This is a genomic window from Corynebacterium kalinowskii (genome assembly GCF_009734385.1).
Taxonomy (GTDB): domain Bacteria; phylum Actinomycetota; class Actinomycetes; order Mycobacteriales; family Mycobacteriaceae; genus Corynebacterium; species Corynebacterium kalinowskii.
On the sequence record NZ_CP046452.1, the window covers coordinates 479,917 to 499,826 of the forward strand.

18 protein-coding genes are annotated in these 19,910 nt (G+C 59.6%); 5 read left to right on the top strand and 13 right to left on the bottom strand.

Annotated features, from left to right (window positions below; all coding sequences use genetic code 11):
• Nucleotides 1–409: 409 nt before the first annotated feature.
• From CKALI_RS02275 to CKALI_RS02285, 3 genes are read right to left on the bottom strand one after another with little or no spacing between them, the layout of a single operon-like run.
• Nucleotides 410–736, bottom strand: coding sequence for a FluC/FEX family fluoride channel (locus tag CKALI_RS02275; protein ID WP_156191761.1), 327 nt, complete (start codon nt 734–736; stop codon nt 410–412).
• Nucleotides 733–1,062, bottom strand: coding sequence for a fluoride efflux transporter family protein (locus CKALI_RS02280; RefSeq protein WP_156191762.1), 330 nt, complete (start codon nt 1,060–1,062; stop codon nt 733–735). The genes CKALI_RS02275 and CKALI_RS02280 overlap by 4 nt, the downstream gene beginning before the upstream one ends.
• A gap of 11 nt (nt 1,063–1,073) precedes the next feature.
• Complete coding sequence (locus CKALI_RS02285) at nt 1,074–2,492, bottom strand: alanine/glycine:cation symporter family protein (protein WP_156191763.1); 1,419 nt, start codon at nt 2,490–2,492, stop codon at nt 1,074–1,076.
• Between the two features lie 240 nt (nt 2,493–2,732).
• Between CKALI_RS02285 and pgm the strand changes: the two genes are divergently transcribed.
• Genes pgm through CKALI_RS02300 form a run of 3 tightly spaced genes read left to right on the top strand, consistent with a single transcriptional unit; the run spans nt 2,733 to nt 5,651 of the window.
• The gene (gene pgm, locus CKALI_RS02290; protein ID WP_156191764.1) at nt 2,733–4,394 is read left to right on the top strand and encodes a phosphoglucomutase (alpha-D-glucose-1,6-bisphosphate-dependent); all 1,662 of its coding nucleotides are present in this window, start codon (nt 2,733–2,735) and stop codon (nt 4,392–4,394) included.
• Nucleotides 4,395–4,429: 35 nt separating this feature from the next.
• Nucleotides 4,430–4,894, top strand: a complete 465-nt coding sequence (locus CKALI_RS02295) for a DoxX family protein (RefSeq protein WP_156191765.1) — start codon at nt 4,430–4,432, stop codon at nt 4,892–4,894.
• Nucleotides 4,895–4,928: 34 nt separating this feature from the next.
• Entirely contained in the window at nt 4,929–5,651 is a 723-nt protein-coding gene (locus CKALI_RS02300) for a DsbA family protein (RefSeq protein ID WP_156191766.1), read from the top strand.
• Between the two features lie 78 nt (nt 5,652–5,729).
• Here CKALI_RS02300 and CKALI_RS02305 read toward each other — a convergent pair whose 3' ends face one another.
• The 7 genes from CKALI_RS02305 to CKALI_RS02335 form a co-directional block, all read right to left on the bottom strand.
• Complete coding sequence (locus tag CKALI_RS02305) at nt 5,730–7,520, bottom strand: ATP-binding cassette domain-containing protein (RefSeq protein ID WP_156191767.1); 1,791 nt, start codon at nt 7,518–7,520, stop codon at nt 5,730–5,732.
• Nucleotides 7,517–8,218 carry a molybdate ABC transporter substrate-binding protein gene (gene modA / locus CKALI_RS02310; RefSeq protein ID WP_197079742.1) on the bottom strand — a complete coding sequence of 234 codons (702 nt, stop codon included), beginning with the start codon at nt 8,216–8,218 and terminating at the stop codon, nt 7,517–7,519. The genes CKALI_RS02305 and modA overlap by 4 nt, the downstream gene beginning before the upstream one ends.
• A 145-nt stretch (nt 8,219–8,363) precedes the next feature.
• Entirely contained in the window at nt 8,364–9,140 is a 777-nt protein-coding gene (narI, locus tag CKALI_RS02315; RefSeq protein ID WP_156191768.1) for a respiratory nitrate reductase subunit gamma, read from the bottom strand.
• Entirely contained in the window at nt 9,137–9,823 is a 687-nt protein-coding gene (gene narJ / locus CKALI_RS02320) for a nitrate reductase molybdenum cofactor assembly chaperone (protein WP_156191769.1), read from the bottom strand. The genes narI and narJ overlap by 4 nt, the downstream gene beginning before the upstream one ends.
• A gap of 2 nt (nt 9,824–9,825) precedes the next feature.
• A complete protein-coding gene (narH, locus tag CKALI_RS02325; RefSeq protein ID WP_156191770.1) occupies nt 9,826–11,406 on the bottom strand; it encodes a nitrate reductase subunit beta in 1,581 nt (526 codons plus the stop codon).
• A complete protein-coding gene (locus tag CKALI_RS02330) occupies nt 11,406–15,086 on the bottom strand; it encodes a nitrate reductase subunit alpha (protein ID WP_156191771.1) in 3,681 nt (1,226 codons plus the stop codon). Before CKALI_RS02330 ends, narH begins: the two co-directional genes overlap by 1 nt.
• 18 nt (nt 15,087–15,104) lie before the next feature.
• Nucleotides 15,105–16,439, bottom strand: coding sequence for a nitrate/nitrite transporter (locus CKALI_RS02335; protein ID WP_156191772.1), 1,335 nt, complete (start codon nt 16,437–16,439; stop codon nt 15,105–15,107).
• 253 nt (nt 16,440–16,692) lie between these two features.
• Between CKALI_RS02335 and CKALI_RS02340 the strand changes: the two genes are divergently transcribed.
• Nucleotides 16,693–17,193, top strand: coding sequence for a MogA/MoaB family molybdenum cofactor biosynthesis protein (locus tag CKALI_RS02340; RefSeq protein WP_231580514.1), 501 nt, complete (start codon nt 16,693–16,695; stop codon nt 17,191–17,193).
• Here the strand turns inward: CKALI_RS02340 and mobA are convergent.
• From mobA to CKALI_RS02355, 3 genes are read right to left on the bottom strand one after another with little or no spacing between them, the layout of a single operon-like run.
• A complete protein-coding gene (gene mobA, locus CKALI_RS02345) occupies nt 17,158–17,748 on the bottom strand; it encodes a molybdenum cofactor guanylyltransferase (protein WP_156191774.1) in 591 nt (196 codons plus the stop codon). The two genes, CKALI_RS02340 and mobA, sit on opposite strands and share 36 nt — an antisense overlap.
• Nucleotides 17,745–18,218, bottom strand: coding sequence for a cyclic pyranopterin monophosphate synthase MoaC (moaC, locus tag CKALI_RS02350; protein WP_156191775.1), 474 nt, complete (start codon nt 18,216–18,218; stop codon nt 17,745–17,747). Before moaC ends, mobA begins: the two co-directional genes overlap by 4 nt.
• A gap of 12 nt (nt 18,219–18,230) precedes the next feature.
• On the bottom strand, nt 18,231–19,454 hold the full coding sequence (locus CKALI_RS02355) for a molybdopterin molybdotransferase MoeA (RefSeq protein ID WP_156191776.1): 1,224 nt from the start codon (nt 19,452–19,454) through the stop codon (nt 18,231–18,233).
• Nucleotides 19,455–19,487: 33 nt separating this feature from the next.
• Between CKALI_RS02355 and CKALI_RS02360 the strand changes: the two genes are divergently transcribed.
• Complete coding sequence (locus CKALI_RS02360; protein WP_156191777.1) at nt 19,488–19,910, top strand: molybdenum cofactor biosynthesis protein MoaE; 423 nt, start codon at nt 19,488–19,490, stop codon at nt 19,908–19,910.

Below are 19,910 nucleotides of genomic sequence, written 5' to 3' on the forward strand. Positions count from 1 at the left end.
AGATGTCCATCGACGTAGGTTGTTGGTGCCTTGGGTGCTTCAAATCCGACATTGTCCTCATGTCATGACGAGCTATCTATGCTCGTAACTTCAATCCAAAAGCCCCTGATAAGGCGCGGAGCTCCACTGTTGTTCGTAGTGCCGAGCAGGCGTACTGCATATTAGTACATCAGTAATGATGATAATCCGCAGTTTCGTTCAGGTGCATAGATCTCGGTAGCTGCGTTAGAAGTTAGTGAAAGGGGTAAGACCGCACAGTTGCTAAGGGTTTGGTGCTAGCTACTGCTGGTAAGAGTGGCGTTTATACTTTTAAAACACTGCGCTGATCTCGGGGCGATGATCGTATCCATCACCGGTGTTATTTTCCCGGTTTAGGTTTTGCTTTGTCCGAGAGACATCGAGCAGCTAGTTACAAGGACAGGCCGACGACAACACAAGTAGCGCCACCTACCACCGATGCCACAAGGTATATGCCTGCAGCTTTTCGACGCCCGTCTTGCGCCAGCTGCCCCAGCTCCCGCACCAAGGTCGACCAGGTGGATAATGCTCCCGCACCACCGGTTGCCACGAGCGCCAAGCCGAGAGGCGAATGGAGTAGGGAAGTGGTGGCTCCCAAGATGAGACAAGCAATCATGTTAGCTGTCCAGGTGCCCCAGAACGCTGGCAGGCGGCGGGAGAGAAAAAGTCGGCCTGCGCCACCGAGAAATCCGCCTAGGGCGACCGCAAGAATGCTCATGCTGCCTCTTTGGCGCTGGTTGGTCGCTGGAGGGTGTCGCCAAGCACCCAGGCGCACAGACATCCCACAACGGTTGCCATGGCGACAGACGCTGCGGTAGCCAGTGGGAGAGTCATGACAGCTAGTTCGTAAGCGCTGAATGTGGTGAACCCGCCCAACACACCCGTGCCCCAGAATGCGGTGGGCCTGCGCCAACCCATCAGAAAGCAGCCCAATACGTTAATACAGACGGTGGTCCATAGTCCTGCTGGGTCAAGGGTGACCAAAGCATAGCGGGCCACAGCGCCAATAGCGGCGCCGCAGCCCACAAGCAGGTAATCCTTCACAGGATGGAATTCTACTTCCAGTCAGTTCCTTGTTCTTGCAAGTGGCGGGCAACGTCTTCATGGGAGGCGCGCAGCTTCGGGTCAAACTTGAGGTATGCGAGGGTTTCCTTCGCTACCAAGCCCGAAAGCAGGATCAGGCCGATGAGGTTTGGCAGGGCCATGAGTCCGTTGGCCAGGTCCGCGAGAGTCCAGACGGTTTCCAGCTCAGTGGTGGCACCGAAGAACACGACGATGGTGAAGACCATGCGGTACGGCAATGCGCCATGACGGCCCACGAGTCGCTCCATGCAGCGTTCGCCGTAGTAGGACCAGCCAATGATGGTGGAAAAGGCGAAGAATACTAGTGAGATGGATACGATCATTCCGCCGTAGTGGCCAGGTAAGCCGGCAGCAAACGCGTCCGAGGTTAACGTTCCCGCGTGCTCCTTGCCCTGGTCCCAAGTACCGGTCGAAATAATGACCAAACCGGTGAAGGTGACCACTACCAGGGTGTCAATGAAGGTCTGGGTCATAGAGACCAAGCCCTGGCGTACCGGGTGGGACGTCTTGGCCGCAGCGGCAGCGATAGATGCAGAACCCATGCCGGATTCATTGGAGAAGATGCCACGAGCCACACCCATTTGCAGCGCAAGGATGAGGCCAGAGCCGAGGAAGCCGCCGGCAGCTGCAGTGCCGGTGAAGGCATCGGTGAAGATGAGCTGGAACGCCCCCGGAATGTTCTCGGCATTAATCACCAGGACGACTATCGCACCCACGATGTAGAGCAAGATCATCAGCGGAACGAAGGCAGCAGTGACCTTGCCGATCGATTGAATGCCACCCAAAAGCACCGCGCCCAAGGCGATGAACATGATGACGCCGGAGATGTGTGGCTGGATGCCAAAGGCGTCGTGAAGCCCCGTGGCCACGGCATTTGCCTGCGTCAGGTTGCCGATACCGAAGCTGGCAATGATGGCAAACACGGTGAAGGACAGGCCCAGGATCTTACCGAGCGGGCCCTTGATGCCACGCTCTAAGTAGTACTGAGGGCCACCAGATTGCTCGCCAGCAGAGTCGGTGGTGCGGAAGCGCACGCCAAGGAAGGCCTCGGAGTATTTCGACGCCATGCCGACCAGGCCGGTCACCCACATCCAAAACAGCGAGCCTGGGCCACCGACGGAGATCGCCGTGGCAACACCCACGATGTTGCCCACGCCGACGGTAGCGGCCAGCGCAGTGGTGAGGGCCTGGTAGTTAGTGATATCGCCTTCGCCGCTTTGATCGTTGCGGTCAATCAGTCCGTGCCGTAGCGCTGTGAAGAGGGTGCGAAATTGCAGGCCTCGGAGCCGGATGGTCAGGATGAGACCGGTGCCGAGCAGGAGGGGGATCAAGAAGAATGGTCCCCATACAAAAGAGTCAATGTCACCCAGCAGGGTGGTGAAGTCAGACATGAATTTCTCCGCGCGTAATGGTGTATGGCGTGCACCCACATGAATATTCGAAGGTGATGTGGCTAACATTCTGCCTTGTCAGGTGGAGAAATGAAAACTATTTAAGCGAGTTAATGCAAATTTCATGCTTTTCCGCAGCACCGGTACACCTCAATGGGGCAGGTACGCCCTGCATGCGGGGGCAGAAACAGGAAAGATGGAGGAGGTACCCATGTTATTCATCGCGTGAAGGAGCAAAGCATGGCACACGAGCGTGCAGGACAACCAGCCAAGTCTGAAGATCTCATCGACATCGCGGCCCTAGTCACCGCGTACTACACCCTGGAACCAGACGTAACCGTTCCGGAGCAGCAGGTGGCGTTCGGCACGTCGGGCCACCGCGGCAGTTCTTTTGACTGCGCGTTCAACGAGAACCACATTCTGGCTATCACTCAGGCGATTGTCGAGTACCGGGCGTCGCAAGGCATTGAAGGCCCGCTGTTCATCGGACGTGACACGCACGCGCTGTCCGAGCCTGCGATGATGTCCGCGCTGGAGGTCTTGCTCACCACGGACATCGAAGTGCTTGTCGACGACCGTGGCCGCTACACCCCAACCCCTGCGGTTTCTCATGCCATCCTTTCCCACAACGCCAAGCTCGAGGGCGGCGTGCTCGGCAATGATCCGCAGCGCGCCGATGGCATCGTCATTACTCCTTCCCACAACCCGCCTCGCGACGGTGGCTTCAAGTACAACCCACCTCATGGCGGCCCTGCTGACACGGATGCCACGGATTGGATCGCCAAGCGCGCTAACGAGCTGCTAGAGGCAGAGCTCGAGGGTATTGAGCTCACCCGCGTTGATGGCGTGCTGGACGAGCGGACAACTCCGTACAATTACCTCGACTCCTACGTTGATGACCTGCCTAATGTCATCGACATCGAGGCCATCAAGAAGGCCGGCATCCGCATCGGTGCTGACCCAATGGGCGGCGCTGCTGTCGATTACTGGGGCCACATTGCCCAAAAGCATGGCCTCGATCTCACCGTCGTGAACCCGCTCGTGGATGCTACCTGGCGTTTCATGACCCTGGATACTGATGGCAAGATCCGCATGGACTGCTCTTCGCCGAACGCGATGGCATCCCTGATCCAGAATCGCGACAAGTTCGACATCGCTACCGGCAACGATGCTGACTCCGATCGCCACGGCATTGTCACCCCAGATGCTGGCCTGATGAACCCGAACCACTACCTCGCGGTGGCCATTGACTACCTCTTCGCGCACCGCCCAGGCTGGGGCGAGAACACTGCTGTGGGTAAGACCTTGGTGTCTTCTTCCATGATCGACCGCGTTGTTGCAGCTCTGGGTCGCGACCTTGTCGAGGTCCCAGTTGGTTTCAAGTGGTTTGTGCCGGGCCTTATCGACGGCTCCGTGGGCTTCGGCGGCGAAGAATCCGCCGGCGCGTCCTTCCTGCGTCACGACGGCACAGTCTGGTCTACCGACAAGGACGGCATCATCCTGGACTTGCTCGCTGCAGAAATCCTAGCTGTGACCGGCAAGACCCCATCCCAGCGCTACGCTGAGCTCGCCGAGCAGTACGGCGCACCTGCCTACGCTCGTACCGATGCTGAGGCCAATCGTGAGCAAAAGGCAGTGCTGAAGAAGCTCAGCCCGGAGCAAGTCACCGCGACTGAGCTTGCAGGCGAGCCGATCGTTGCCAAGATGACGGAAGCTCCAGGCAATGGCGCTGCCATCGGCGGGCTTAAGGTCACCACGGAGAACGCCTGGTTCGCAGCACGCCCATCCGGCACCGAGGACAAGTACAAGATTTACGCAGAATCCTTCAAGGGCGCTGAGCACCTGGCTCAGGTTCAGCAGGAAGCTCAGGCGTTGGTCTCCGAAGTCCTCGGCAACTCCTAGGCAATTGTCAGAGCCCTTCGTGAAAGAATGTAAACATGTCAACTAAATTGAGTGCGTGGGTAGAGTCGCCTCTAGGGCAGCTACTCGGCATCGTGTCTCGATTTGGGTTGGCACTGGTGTGGTTGGTTTCCGGGTACCAGAAGATTGTGGATCCCATGGGCTTTCGGCAGTCGATCGAAGCCTATGAATTGTTTCCACCTGAACTGGTTTCGCTCATTGCAGTAGCGCTACCTCCGGTGGAGATCCTATTGGGTATCTTCCTTCTGGTGGGCTTGTTCATTGCCCCGGCGGCCGCGGTTTCGGCACTGATCATGGTGGGGTTCATCGTGGGGGTGTCCTCTGCGGCGGTGCGTGGCCTGGAAATTGACTGCGGGTGTTTCTCTGCCGGAGACGGTGAACCCAGCTCCCTGGGGCTGGTGATCGTTCGCGATGTCGTATTCTTAGCGATGGCCGTATGGGCGGTAGTATTCCCATACCGAAGGTTCGCACTTCACCCCTAACTGATGAAACGATTGAAGCAAAGGTGTAACACACGTGAGTACCAAAATTAAGAGCCCCAACGAAAAGAGCAATGGTTTTCTGTGGGCATTGTTGGCAGTGCTGCTAATCGCGGCGGTGATCGTCGGCTACATCTTTATGAGCAACCAGGGCTCGAAGATTGATAAGGTCACCGAGGGAATCGAGAAAACCGATGTCACGTTCGACATGGCGATTAAGGACAATGCCTACCAGCTGAAGTCCAACAAGGCTACTGATTCAACTCCTCAGGTGGATTTGTACGAGGACTTCTCTTGCCCTCACTGCGCCGACCTAGCCATCGCTACCGACGCTGACATGCTGAAGGCTATCGACGCAGGCGAACTGGTGGTGAATGTCCGCACCCTCCACTTCCTAGACGGTGGCAAGACCGACGGACACTCCACCCGCGCCGGTGACGCTCTGATGATCGCAGCCCAGCAGGGTGACGCGAACCTCTACTGGAACTTCCGCGACATGCTGATGAAGAAGCAGGCAGACATCTACGCTAAGTGGAACATGCAGGACTTTGCTGATGCAGCTCGTCAGGTAGGTGCCTCCGAAGAAACCGCAAAGAAGATCGCTGAGTCTCCAGCCGATCACGCTGCCGCAGTAGCGATGTTCAAGGCCAATGAGGACAAGCTCAAGACGGAAACCGGCAAGGTCTCCTCGCCTCGCATCATCAAGGACGGCAAGGACATCGACGACCTGCAGAACTGGGTTGCCGAAGCCAAGAAGTAGCCTGCTTTAAGAATCACACCCTCCGACGAGAGCTTTCGTTGGAGGGTTTTGTGTTCCAGCGGCATCCACCGAGGAAGATTATCCACCCAGCTGCCAGGGCACCACGGTCACTTGCAGAGCTTTGATCTGCACCGCCACGGTATCTCCTGGCAGCAGGCGCAGCTCCGATGCCGACGTTGGGGTGATGTCAGCAAACATGGTTTGTTCCCCGGCTGCGAGTGCGATGCGAACGTAAGAACCATGATGGCTGGTCGAGCGAACAGTACTGGTCAGCGAAGTTCGCGCCGAGCTGTGCCCTGAGCCCAGCACCACCGAACGCGGCGAAAACAGTGCCGTTGCGAGCCTCCCCACCTGCATGGGCTGGGAGGCGATGCCAGAAATCGCCCCGATAGCGCTTTCAACCGTGACGACATCGGCCACCGCAGACACCACACCCGTGAGTGCGCTGAGCCCCGCGAACTCAGCCAAATACTCAGTGGCTGGTTGCGCCAGGATGTCAACGGGGGAGCCGAAAGCACTGACCTGCCCCGATTCGATGACCAGTACTTGGTCGGCCAGCGTCGCTACGTCCACGGCGTCGTGTGTCACCATGATGACGGGTATGTCAGTGAGTCTGCGGCGAAGGACGTCGCGAAGCATGCCAGCTGCGGCGGGGTCGACGGCGGCTAGGGGCTCGTCGAGCAGCAGCACCTCGGGCGAGGCGGCGAGCGCACGAGCCAGCGCCACCCGAGCCGCCTGGCCACCGGAAATGTCGGCAGGGTAGCGGTCGGCGAGATCAGCGGCATGAACCGCTTCGAGTTCTTGCCGGGCGCGCGAGTTATCCCCGCACGCAAAGCGCACATTTTCCAGGACGCTGAGGTGCGGAAACAGCGCTGGATACTGGGTGAGCAGCACTGCGCGTCGCAGCTGCGCGGGCGAACCTAGCCCGGCCAGCGCACGCAACAAGGTGGTTTTGCCCGCCCCGTTCGGGCCAATCACCGCAGTCCAGCCGCGCACAGGGATCGTGCGCCCCGCCAGATCAAAGCTTTGCGACGCCACCTTGTCCCCAGACACCGGCGCAGCAGCCCGTCGAGTTGGTAGGCGCAGGGGCAGACGGAAGCGGCGAATAAGCCGTGGCGTGGCCCCCGCTACCGCCACGAGAGCGACAGCCAGTCCCAACAAAATGGCTGCGAGAGCGAGAGCGAGATCGGGGTTCTCCTCGCGCTGCAAGTAAATTGCGAGGGGCATCGTGCGGGTCACACCGGGCAAGGAGCCAGCAAACGTCAACGTTGCTCCGAATTCCCCGAGCGCGCGGGCGAGCGCCAACGCGGTGCCGGAAAAAACGGCCGGTGCGATGAGCGGTAAGACAACACGGAAGAGAATTTTTGTGCGCCCCGCCCCGAGCCCGCGAGCCGCTTCCAGGTAGCGCACATCCAGGCTCTTTAGCGCGGATTCGGCGCTGAGGACGAGGAAGGGTAATCCCACAAAGACCTGGGCCAGGACAACCGCGGACGTGGAGAACGCGAAGAAGTCTCCGAGAGCAGGGACCCACATGCCGAGGGGGCTGCGACGGCCAAAGGCGGCGAGTAAGGCCAGGCCACCAACCACAGGCGGCATAGTCATGGGGACGATCACGATTGCGCGCAGTGGCGCTGCCCACTTCTTCAAGGAGACGAGGGCCAATGCCAGCGGAATGCCTAACACCACGATAATTGCTGTGGCCAGCAAGGAGCTGCGCAAGGACAGTGCCAAGGCCGCCGAGCCCTCCGCAGAGGTGATGAGCGCGGGGAGGGCGGGCCAATTGACGTCGGCAAGCAAGGCCAGCAGCGGGATGCCCAGGACGGCGAGCGCTACAAGGGCGGGGAGATAGACCCAGCGTGGTGGGGTCATGGGGCACCGAATCCGAGCTCGGCGAGGCGAGCCTGGCCTTCGGGGCTGAGAACGTAATCAGTGAAGGGATTATCGCCGGTAAGGGTTGCGATCATGTACCGGTTCGGGTGCTGCTGCGCGCCGGGAATCTCGACCGCGTGCAGTCCCTGGGCATCCGTGCGGTACACGACACCGGCATCTGCCTGACCGCTGCGGACCTTGCCCACCACGTCCGTGACCTTTTGTTCCTCGCTCACGGGCTTGAGCTGCCATGGGAATTGCTTGAACAGCTCGGCCGTTGCGGCGCCGCAGGGCACCTCTGGCGCGCACACGACGGTCTTGACCTGGTTCAGCTTTTCACTCACCTCATTGATCCCATGCGGATTGTCCGGAGGGGTGACCAAGACCAAGGAATTCGAGGCGAATTCAGTGGCATTGAGCTGCATTTTATCCTGCGCCCGCGCCATGGACTTAGTGTCGGCAGTGGCCAAAACATCGGCAGGCGCACCGGCGATGACTTGATCCACGAGGTTCTGTGAGCCATCGGAGGAAAGAATGATGTCAAGGCCCGGATTCTGACGCTCCACGTCCTCTTCCAGGATCCGGAAGCTACTGTGCAGACTGGCTGCGGCGAACACCGTGAGCGTGTTGTGCTTTGGTTGCGGAGTGCACGCAGCAGCGATGCACGCGAGCGAGATGATGACCAGCAATTTTCTCAACGGTATTCCACCTTTCCACCGCTCAACAGTACCCCGGAAAGCGCTGACGCTGGAGTGCCAATCCGCTACGTGGGACACCGCTGAGCGAAGAGAGCTGTCTCCCAGAAGATCCAGGAGACAGCTTTGCGTGCATTACCAGGACACGTTATGCACCTTCGCCAGGAATCTGACCGTCTGACCGGGTGTTCGTGGACACAGGCGTCCAACCCTTGTTACTAGGCAAAGTACTGGTACGTGGGGTTCGGGAGCGGTACACCACATATGGGCGGGTGGTGTACTGCAGTGGAGGCGTCATCGCATGTACCAGCCGAGTGAACGGCCACACCATGAACAACAAGAAGCCGGCCACAATGTGCAGCTTAAATGCCATCGGCACATCCGTCATGAGAGCTGGATCAGCATTGAAGCTAAACACACCGCGAAGCCAAGGTGAAATGGTTTCGCGGTAGTCATAACCGTGCGAGCCGCCGAGCACCTGGTGCTGCACTGTTGCAATCGTTCCGAGAACGATAGGCACCGCGAGCATCACATACATGATTTTGTCGGAGATTGTTGTCGCGCGGAACACAGACTTATCTGTGCGACGACGCCACAATAGGCCGATGAGTCCCAGGATCGTTGCAATCGCCGCAATTGTGCCCGGAATGGTGGCCACCCAGTGGTACAAGTGATCGCTAAGACCCACTGCACGAGTCCACGCTTTCGGGATTATCAGGCCGATAAAGTGGCCCACCGCTACAAACAAGATGCCGTAGTGGAACAGCGGGGAAGCGTAGCGGATCAGTTTGTTACCCAAGAACTGGGAGCTACGCGATGTCCAACTGTACTGGTCATTGCGGAATCGCCAAATGCTGCCAACCACCAACACGGCGACAGAAATCCAAGGAAAGACGACCCACAGGAAAGTTTCAAATGCACTCATGATCGAGCCTCCGGTTCACTCGTGGGAAAGGGAAGAGATTGGCCGACCATTTCCGTAGGTGGGCCAGCGGTAACTAGGGACAGATAGCGTTCGCGAGTCGTCTCATCGAGCTCGGGTAGCGTAGCGGTCAGAGCATCGATGAGGTGCGCATATGGGCTCTTCCGAGCATGCAATGCCGTGCGCAAGACCTCAATCCCATCGCGGTGGGTAGCCAGCACCTGGGCTGCGATTGACTCGTTCTCCTGCGCAGCCGCCTCCAAAACCACACACAGGTGATCTGGGAGTTCGTCTCGCGACTGCTCGAAACCGCAGGCAGCAAGCATTTCCTTGAAGCTAATCAATGCCGCGCCACGCTGACGTGTATCGCCCGTTGCGTAATAGGACAGATAAAGGCTGCACCTGCGCCGCTGATCGAAGGTGTCTACGTAATGCGTCTGCAATTCACGAAGCGTATGCGATCGAGTGAAGTCGACGAAAGTCCTCAGCGACTCAGCCACTTCCGCGGGAAGAACCGACACATTCTCCTCAACAGCATCCAGCCGGGTGAAAAAATCATCGTCCGGATAATCCAACAACACCGCGCAACTCATCCACAAGATGCGGCTCTGCTGCTCGTTCACGTTGACGGCGGGAGGGGCGTCGACAAGCGACGTGCGCTTATTACCTAAGAAGTTGACAACCATGGCTAATTCCTTGGGAACATCGAGTCGGGGCGAGAGCCTGGCGCCCAGCTAGCAAGCGGGACAGTGCCGGATCCAGCCGCCACTTCCTCTGGTGCAACACCATGGAACTGCGCTGCGAAGTCCGCGCCATTGCCCACGTAGTCCTCAACGGCGCAACCCATCGCCGCGATGCCCGCAGGGGTCTCGGTGTGGGCGGTCGGGATCACGTAGCGGTCGTCGTACTTCGCGATAGCCAGCAGCTTGTACATTTCTTTCAACTGCTCACCAGTCAGGCCGACAGCCTCGGCGATCTCCGGCGATGGCTCACGACCTGTGCGGATCTCGCGCATGTGGGTGCGCATCGCGGCAAGGCGACGCAGCACCTTTTCAACGACAGCTGTGTCGCCAGCGGTAAAGAGTGAAGCCATGTATTCGAGTGGAATGCGCATGGTGGAAATAGCGGTGTAGAGGATGCGGTGATTTTCGCCGTCATTGCCAGACGCGGTGACCGCATCGACCACTGGGGATAGTGGTGGGATGTACCAGACCATCGGAAGGGTGCGGTATTCCGGGTGCAGCGGCAGCGCCAGCTTGTACTCTGCAATCAGTTTCCACACTGGGGACTGCTGCGCGGCTTCGATCCAGGACTCCGGGATACCCTCGCGCCGGGCCCCCTCAATGACAGCTGGGTCGTGTGGATCCAGCATGATGTCGCATTGGGCTTCGTAGAGATCCTGCTCGTTTTTGGTAGCTGCAGCCTCGCCCACGCGGTCAGCGTCGTAGAAAATCACGCCGAGGTAGCGCAGCCGACCCACACAGGTCTCCGAACAGATCGTCGGTTCACCCACTTCGAGGCGTGGGTAGCACAAGGTGCACTTCTCGGCCTTGCCTGAAGCATGGTTGAAGTAGACCTTCTTGTACGGGCATCCAGAGACACACATGCGCCAGCCACGGCACGCGTCCTGGTCCACAAGCACGATGCCGTCCTCCACGCGTTTATACATGGCACCCGACGGGCACGAAGAAACGCAGGTTGGGTTCAGGCAGTGTTCGCAAATGCGAGGCAGGTAGAACATGAATGCGTTTTCGATGTCCGTCTTGACCTGCTCGTTCATCTTCTGCAGGACGGGATCCTCATGCATTGTTTCCAGCGAACCGCCGAGATCATCGTCCCAGTTGGATGACCACTTGATGGTGTCCATCGGCTTGCCGGACAGCTGTGAGACCGGGCGGGCTGTTGGTACGTGTTTGGCTCCCGCCGGGGTGGATAGTAGCTTGTCGTACTCGTATGACCACGGCTCGTAGTAGTCATCCAAATCCGGCATATCCGGGTTGGCGAAGATGGTAGCCAACTTCTTCAGACGGCCGCCGGAGCGTGGCTTGAGTTTTCCGGATGATGTGCGGACCCAGCCGCCCTTGTATTTGTCCTGGTCTTCCCACTGCTTCGGGTAGCCGACACCCGGGCGGGTTTCGACGTTGTTAAACCAGACGTACTCGGTGCCACCACGGTTGGTCCAGGCCTGTTTGCAGGTGACCGAGCAGGTGTGGCAGCCGATGCACTTGTCTAGGTTCATGACCATGGAGATTTGTGCCATGACCTTCATCAGTATTCAACCTCCTGGGAGCGGCGACGCAGAATCGTTACTTCGTCGCGCTGGTTGCCGGTAGGGCCGGTGTAGTTAAACGCGTATGCGTGCTGGGCGTAGCCACCAATCAAATGAGATGGCTTGATCAGGATGCGGGTGAGGGCGTTGTGGATTCCGCCGCGTTTGCCCGTGGTTTCCGCCACTGGAACGCCAACGGTCCGTTCCTGCGCATGGTGCATGTAGACAGTGCCTTCCGGCATGCGGTGCGAGACCACGGCGCGGGCGGCGATGACGCCGTTTCGGTTGTAGCCTTCCACCCAGTCGTTGTCCTTCACCCCGATCTTCGCTGCGTCAGCTGGGGACATCCAAACGGTTTGGCCGCCACGGGACAGCGCCAGCATGTGCAGGTTGTCGAAGTACTGCGAGTGGATCGCCCACTTGTTGTGTGGTGTGAGGTAGCGCACCGCGACTTCTGCGATACCGTTGTGGTTAGTGCTGGTGGCACCAATCGCTGACTCGCCGTACAGGTGATGGAGGTCAAGCGGTGGTCGGAAAACCGGCAATGCCTCTCCGATGTCGCGCATCCAGTCGTGATCCAGGTAGTAGTGCTGTCTACCAGTCAGGGTGTGGAATGGCTTGGAGCGCTCGATATTGATGACGAAGGCGTTGTAGCGGCGTCCGCCATGCTCGCTGCCCGACCATTCCGGCGAGGTGATCACTGGAGTCGGGCGGGAGGAGACATCGACGAAGGTGACCCGCTTTCCAGCTTCTTCCTCAGACAGGTCCGCCAGTTTGGTGCCGGTGCGCTTTTCGACGTCCTTGAACCCCTCCGTGGCAAGGCGGCCATTCGTGGTACCTGACAGGCGCAGCACCATTTCCACTGCTTTGACGTCGGTGTTGATGAGCACACGTCCGGCCTTATCAACACCGTTAATCTCTTTGAGCTCGGCGATCTCTCGCGTCGGATCGAACTTCACCCCCTTGGTCATAAGGCCGACCTTTTCTGGGAGCGGGCCGATGGAATTAAACTTGTCGATCACCGTGGCGTAGTCACGCTCGAATGGAATGATCTTTGGCATGGTCACGCCCGGAATCTTCGGGGTTTCTTCCCACGGAGTAACGCTGCCTTGTGGGGTGGACATGGCCTCTGGGGTGTCATGGTTCAGTGGTGCAGTGATGACATCCGTTTGGGTGCCCAGGTGAGTCTTGGCCAGTTGGCTGAAGCGCTCGGCCAAGCTCTGGAACATTTGGAAGTCGCTGCGTGCTTCCCATGGTGGGTTGATGGCGGCGTTGAAGGCATGCACGTAAGGGTGCATATCGGTGGAGGAAATGTCGTTCTTCTCGTACCACGTTGCCGCTGGGAAGATAATATCCGAGTGCAACGTGGTGGAAGTGTTGCGGAAGTCCGCAGTAAACATCAGGTCCACCTTGCCCACAGCGGCTTCTTCGCGCCAGACCATCTCCTTCGGACGGCGTTCCGCTGGAACTTCTTCGCCCTGCACCGAGTTGTCACAGCCGAGCATGTGACGGTAGAAATACTCGGCGCCTTTGGCGGAAGATCCCAGGAGGTTGGTGCGCCAGTTGGCGATGACGCGTGGGAAGTTCTCCGGTGCGGAAGGGTCTTCTACAGCGAATTTCAGTTCGCCACTTTCGATCTGCTCGACAACGTATTCTTTGATGTCCTTGCCCTCTGCTTTAGCTTCCTCGGCGATCAGCAGCGGGTTGCGGTTGAAGGCCGGGTAGGACGGCATCCAACCGCGCCGGGAGGCTTCCACCAGGGTGTCGGCGGTGGTTTTACCGTCGAAGGAGCCTTGGGAGAGGGGGGAGCTGATGCGGTTGGCTTCAGTGCCGTCGTAACGCCACTGTTCGGTGGTGAGGTACCAAAAACCGGTGGAGATCATGTGGCGTGGTGGGCGTACCCAGTCAAGGGCGAAAGCGAACTGCTGCCAGCCGGTGATAGGGCGCACCTTTTCCTGTCCGACGTAGTGGGCCCAGCCGCCACCATTGACGCCCTGGCAGCCGGTCATGGTGGTGAGGGCGAGGAAGGTGCGGTAGATCGTGTCGGAGTGGTAGAAGTGGTTCGTTCCGGCGCCCATGACGATCATGGAGCGGCCCTCGGTATCGATCGCATTTTGCGCGAATTCGCGGCCGATGCGGATTGCTGCATTCGCAGGAACGCCGGTGTGCTCTTCCTGCCAGCCCGGGGTCCCCGGGGTGGAAACATCGGTGTAGTCCGCCGGCCATTCGCCAGGCAGTCCCTCGCGGGCCACGGCGTAGCGGGCAAGCAGCACGTCGAAGACGGTGGTGACCAGGTGCTCGCCGACGCGTCGACAAGGCACGCCGCGCTTGACGACGCCCGCGCCCACCGGACCCGGGTTGTTCTTATCTGCGGGGAGATCGAAGCGCGGCAAAGCGATCTCGACGTTTTCGTCCTGCATGCCGTAGACGGACATGACTGGATCCACTCCGTCGAGGTTGAGGTTCCACTTGCCGACGCCCTGCTCGCCGTAGCGGTCCGCGAGGGTGCCGCCAGGATCCTTGATGGAGCCGTCGGCCTCCATGACGAGTGGTCGGAACTCGGCGTTTTCGGATGCCTGCAGGTCGCTGCCAACTTCGGCAGCGGTGAGGAACTTGCCTGGCACCCACTGGCCGTCCACCTGATCGAGCTTGATCAAGAATGGGGAGTCAGTGAAGCGCTTCATGTACTCCATGAAGCGAGGGGTCTGCTGCTCGACGTGGAATTCCTTGAGGATTACGTGCCCCATGGCCAGCGCGAGAGCGCCGTCGGTACCTGGGTGGATGCGCAGCCATTCGTCGGCGAACTTGGTGTTGTCCGCATAGTCAGGCGAGACAGCGACGACCTTCTGGCCGTGGTAGCGGGCCTCCGTCATGAAGTGGGCATCCGGGGTACGGGTCAACGGGATGTTCGAGCCCCACATGATCAGGTAGTCGGAGTTGAACCAGTCGGCCGATTCGGGCACGTCAGTTTGGTCGCCGAAGACCTGAGGGGAGGCCATCGGCAGGTCGGCGTACCAATCGTAGAAGGAGAGCATCGAGGAGCCGATGAGCTCGTAGAAGCGGGAACCGGCGCCGTAGGAAATCATGGACATCGCTGGGATCACGGTGAAGCCCGCGATGCGGTCCGGCCCCCACTGCTTCACGGTGTACACGTGTGCGGCGGCGACCATTTCCATGGCCTCGTCCCAGCTGCAGCGCACCAAGCCGCCCTTGCCGCGGGCCTGCTTGTAGGCCTTGGACTTCTCCGGATCCTCCACCACATCGCGCCATGCGAGGACAGGATCGCCGAGGCGCTTCTTTGCCTCGCGGTAGTAGTCGAGCAGGATGCCGCGCACGTATGGGTAGCGGATGCGGGTCGGGGAGTAGGTGTACCAGGAGAAGGCAGCACCGCGGGGGCAGCCACGTGGTTCGTACTCCGGCATGTGCGGGCCGACGGTAGGGTAGTCGGTTTCCTGGGTTTCCCAAGTGATCACGCCGTCCTTGACGTAGACCTTCCAGGAGCAGGAACCGGTGCAGTTTACGCCGTGGGTGGAGCGCACGACCTTGTCGTGGGACCAGCGTTGGCGGTAGAACTTGTCAGCCTCCCGGCCACCTTGCAGGAAGATTTGGCGGGAGTCGTCACTCACCTGTCCCTTGCGGAGGAATCCGCCCAGGTTAAACAGGGGATTGTTGTCAGACATTTCTTGTTACTCCTTGATTTAGCCTGGGAATGGTGCGTTCGGGCGGGCGTAGTAAATCCAGGTCAGGGCAGTTGCGAAGGCGAAGAAGCCTGCGCAGCAGTAGTAGAAGAGTTGGGCATCCATGCTGGACAAAGCGATACCGACGAAGAATGGGCCGAAGGATGCAATAGCTGCGGTCCAGCCGATGACGCCGCCAGCCTGACGAGGAGGGAGGATCATTGGCATCTGCTTGAAGGTGCCGGCGTTGCCGAGGCCGCCGAAGAAGAACATCACCAGCATGGCGCCGAGGTACCACCAGAAATCATCTGGGCTGGATGGCTTGAGGAAGTAACCAGCCACAATGGTGGAAATCGTCATTCCCACACCACAGATGAAGGTCCAGATGGCGCCGCCAAACTTATCGCAGAGTGGGCCCCAAGCGGCGCGAACGGAGGAACCGATCAGCGGTGCGAGGAAGGCGAAGGTTGCTCCCTTTGGCAGGTCAGCAGGGTTGTAGGTGTGGGCGAACTCGGAAGCCGCGCCAAAAGTCTTGTTCACCAGCAGTGCGTACTGGGCGGAGAAGCCGGAGAAAGCACCGAAGGTCATGATGTAGATGATCGTCAGGATCCAGGTGTTCTTGTTGCCGAAGATGTCCAGCTGCTGCTTGAAGTTTGCGGTCACTGGCACGTCCTTGAGGAAGACGAAGGCCAGGATCGAGGCCAGGATTGCCCAAGGGATGAAGAAGAAGGCCACGTTGTGGACCCAAATGTCGGTGTCGCCCTGGGTGCGCTGAGGCGCCACGAACCCGATGCCCAGCAGAGTGAATCCCATTAGCCATGGTGCCATGAGCTGAATCAGCGAAACGCCAAAGTTACCGATGCCAGCCTGCAAGCCGAGAGCGGTGCCCGACATGCGTTTAGGGAAGAAGTAACCCGTCGATGGCATGTAGCCGGAGAAACAACCGCCGCCGATACCTGTCATCGCTGCTAGAACGAGCAGCCACCAGTACGGGGTGTCAGGGTTGGTTACGGCGAAGCCCCAGCCCGCCATCGGGATGAGGAAGAGGAGGGAGGTGAAGCCGACCATCTTTCTGGTGCCGATGAGCGGTGGCATGAACATGTAGATCAGGCGGATGCAGCCGCCTGAGAGGCCTGGAATTGCAGCGAGCCAATAAAGCTGCGAAGCGGAAAGCTGGAATCCAATTTCATTCAGTTTCGGTGCGATGGCAGAAACCAAAAACCACACGCAAAAACCGAGGGTGAGGGAGAAAGTTGAAATGGCGAGAGTGCGCCAGGAAATTGATTTATCCCAACCTTCCTCGACGGAAGTATCCCAGCCTTTAATCACACGTCCAGAGGTATCAAGGGTCGACATTTAGTCACCTTTCAGTGGCTCCAAAGTGCTTTGGGCCTGCACCTCGGAGTGGGTATGTAGTGCAAATGCCAGTATAGCGTTAAAGGTGAATATAGAAAGTGTAAAATAGAAAACGGTAAAGACGGTCAAATTATGAAACAAAAGTGTGGCTTAAAAGTTTGTTGATCGGTCACTTATTTAGTGGTTGAGAAACCCAGCTGAAATCCAACTTTGTCGATTGAATTAAAATAAACTAAAGGTCGGAGGATTGTCAGTGGAAAATGGAATTAATGGTGTCGTGATCACAATTTCAGATCGATGCGCACAAGGAATTCGTGAAGATAAGTCCGGCCCGCTCGCCGTTGAACGCCTGGCAGAATTTAACGTATCCTGCCCACCCCCAATCGTGGTGACCGATGACATCCCCAACATCCAGGCAGCGATCCGTGCGGCGCTCGATGATGGCGCACGTTTCATTTTCACCACGGGTGGCACGGGCGTAACTCCTCGTGACCACACACCGGAAGCAACCAAACCTTTTCTTGAGACTGAGCTGCCTGGGATCGCGGAGCAAATCCGCGCCTATGGCCTGCAGAAGACCCCGCTAGCGGGCCTGTCGCGCGCGCTGGTCGGCATCAGCGGGCGCGGTAGCGAGGGCGCTTTGATCGTTAACGCCCCTGGCTCAACAGGGGGAGTGAAAGACTCCATCGCCGTGGTCGGCCCCCTCATCGAGCACGTGTTATCGCAGCTCGTCGGATCCGACCACGGGGCCTGACAACCCCGCCAGCTTCTCCAGATCAGCAGGGGAATCGGCGTCCATCGTCCACTCCGGGACTGCGACGGATTTTAGGTTCAGGCTCCGGTACAGAGCCCGAACGGACTTGTCTCGTGGCGTATCCAGCGCCGTGACCGCGCCCAAGAGACTCTCCCGGTGAAATGCCCCGAGGAGCAGCTGATCTCGACCGTCCGGGGTGCGAGCGAGCACGCCATCGCACGAGGCATCCAGCGCCGCCACCAACTGCGGTAATACCCGTGCTGCGAGCGGAGCGTCTCCGCCCACGACGGCCACCACGGGCGCGGACGTGAGTGGCAGGGCCGCCGCGATGCCTGCGACGGGGCCGCCGAACGGCGGGTCTTCGAGGGTGCGGTCGATGGCGTCGGCAAGTTCGAGGCTCGGGCGCGCTACCACGATGGGGCGAGCAGGGAGAGCGGCGGCGTCGGCAAGCAACCAGTCGATCAGGCGCCGACCATGCAGTGAGGCAGCGAGCTTATCGACGCCCCCCATGCGCCGAGCCTCGCCTCCGCCCAAGATGATCAGGTCGAGGCTCATTCGCCGTCGCGCACCCAATCCCCGGAGCGTCCGCCGGACTTGGCAGTGATCCGGCAATTCTCGATCTTCGCGCTGCGATCGACACCCTTGACCATGTCCACCACTGCGAGGGCGGCGACGGTCACAGCGGTCAGCGCCTCCATCTCCACGCCAGTGCGGTCCGCGGTGCGCACCGTAGCTTCGATTTCTACGGCGCTGTCACCGAACTCGACCTCCACTGCGCAACCATGAACGCCAATGATGTGCGCCAGTGGCAGCAGCTCAGGGGTCTTCTTCGCGGCGGCGATACCTGCGATGCGCGCCACGGCTGCGACATCACCCTTAGGCACGGTGCCGCTCTTCAGAGCCTCCAAAACCTCCGGCGAGCAGGTGACTTCGCCCTTCGCGGTGGCAGTGCGGATGGTGGGAGTCTTTTCGGTGACATCGACCATGTAGGCGCGGCCGTCGCTGTTTAGGTGGGTGAACTTCATTGCAATCCTCTTCTAACTCAGTGGGGTGGGAAGAACTAGCGCCGGGCACAGCTCTCCGGGTTGTAGGTCGATCCCGGTTTCGGGCAGGACGAGCAGCGCATTAGCTCGGTGCAAGCTTGCCACTAGGTGCGAACCGAGACCTCGTGCGTGTACAAACTCCGCGGAGTCGCCGATCCGAACCGGCACGTACCGGCGCCGACCGCCGCCAAATGTGATGGCATGAGAGACCGGAACTTGCACCATCGGCAGCTGAGCGTTGTCAATGCCTTGGAGCTTTGCCAGTACGGCGCGCAGATGGATTGTCGCGGAAACGAACACGCTCACGGGGTTTCCTGGAAGCGCCACAAGCTTTGTCGAACCGATCCGGCCGAAGCCCTGTGGTTTGCCCGGCTGCTGGTTCACCTTCGCAAACTGCAACTCAGCCTGTCCGGAGGCTGCCAGTTCCTTCACCGGATCGTAGGCGCCGGCAGACACGCCACCCGTGGTGACCACGACATCGGACACCGCCGCGGCTTCCAATAGCACCGACTGGAAGGAATCCGGTGTATCCGTGGCGCGGAAGATTCCAGACACCTCAGCGCCCCAAGTGGGGAGCAACCCAGCCAGAAGTAAGGAATTGGAATCTGGAATCTGGCCAGGGCCCAGTGGCTGTCCCGGGGCAGTGAGTTCGGAGCCGGTGGAGACGATGGCGACCCGGGGGCGTCGATAAGCCTGCACCTCGGCGTAACCGATGGAGACCGCCGTCGCCACCGCCGCTGGAGTCAGCACAGTGCCTGCCTCGATTCCGACTTCGCCGGCGGTGATGTCCTCGCCAGCTGGTCGGATGTGTGCCAGCCAGCGTGGGGCGCGCTGTACAGTCACCTGCTCCGGGCATGGGCGAGGTCCTGGATCGGAGTCGGTGTCCTCCACCGGAATCACGCACGTTGCCCCTTCAGGAATCGGCGCACCAGTCATGATCCGTGCGGCCTTGCCCTCGGGGAGCGGGGCAGGGGCACTGCCAGCGGGAATGTCGGCTACCACGGGGAAGCTGCGGCCCTCACAGCCGCTGAGTTCTTCCTCGGAAAGGTGGAGGGCGAAACCGTCCATCGCCGAATTCGCGAAAGGGGGCACCGCGAGCTTAGCGACGAGCGGAGCAGCGAGCACCCGTCCGCAAGCCTTCACGAGCGGAACGACCTCCATCTCGAGCGCGACAACATCAGCCGTCAGGCTTTTCGTATACTCTTCGACAGAAATCAAATCCGTCCCCTTCAGTTCAGCGAGGATGCACTAATGAATGCGATTGTACAGTTCAGCGTAGGGGAGGACCCTGTTGACCTGGGCCAAATGGTTGAAGCGGTAGGACACCCGCGCGCCGGCGCAACCGCCACTTTTATCGGCGTCGTGCGCAATCATGACGGCGGACGCGACGTTGACTATCTCGACTATTCCGCACACCCCATCGCAGAACAAATCCTTGAAAAACTGGCAGTGGAAATCTCCGAACGAGCGCAAATCCATGGCGTCTTTGTCTCCCACCGGATTGGGAGCTTGCACATCGGCGATATCGCCCTCGCTGCTGCCGTCTCCGCAGAACACCGCGCCGAAGCATTTGACGCAGTGCGCGACCTAGTCGAGGAAGTAAAAAAGCAGCTCCCAGTGTGGAAGCTGCAGCAGTTCAGCGATGGTGAGCAGGAGTGGTCGAACCTGCCGTAG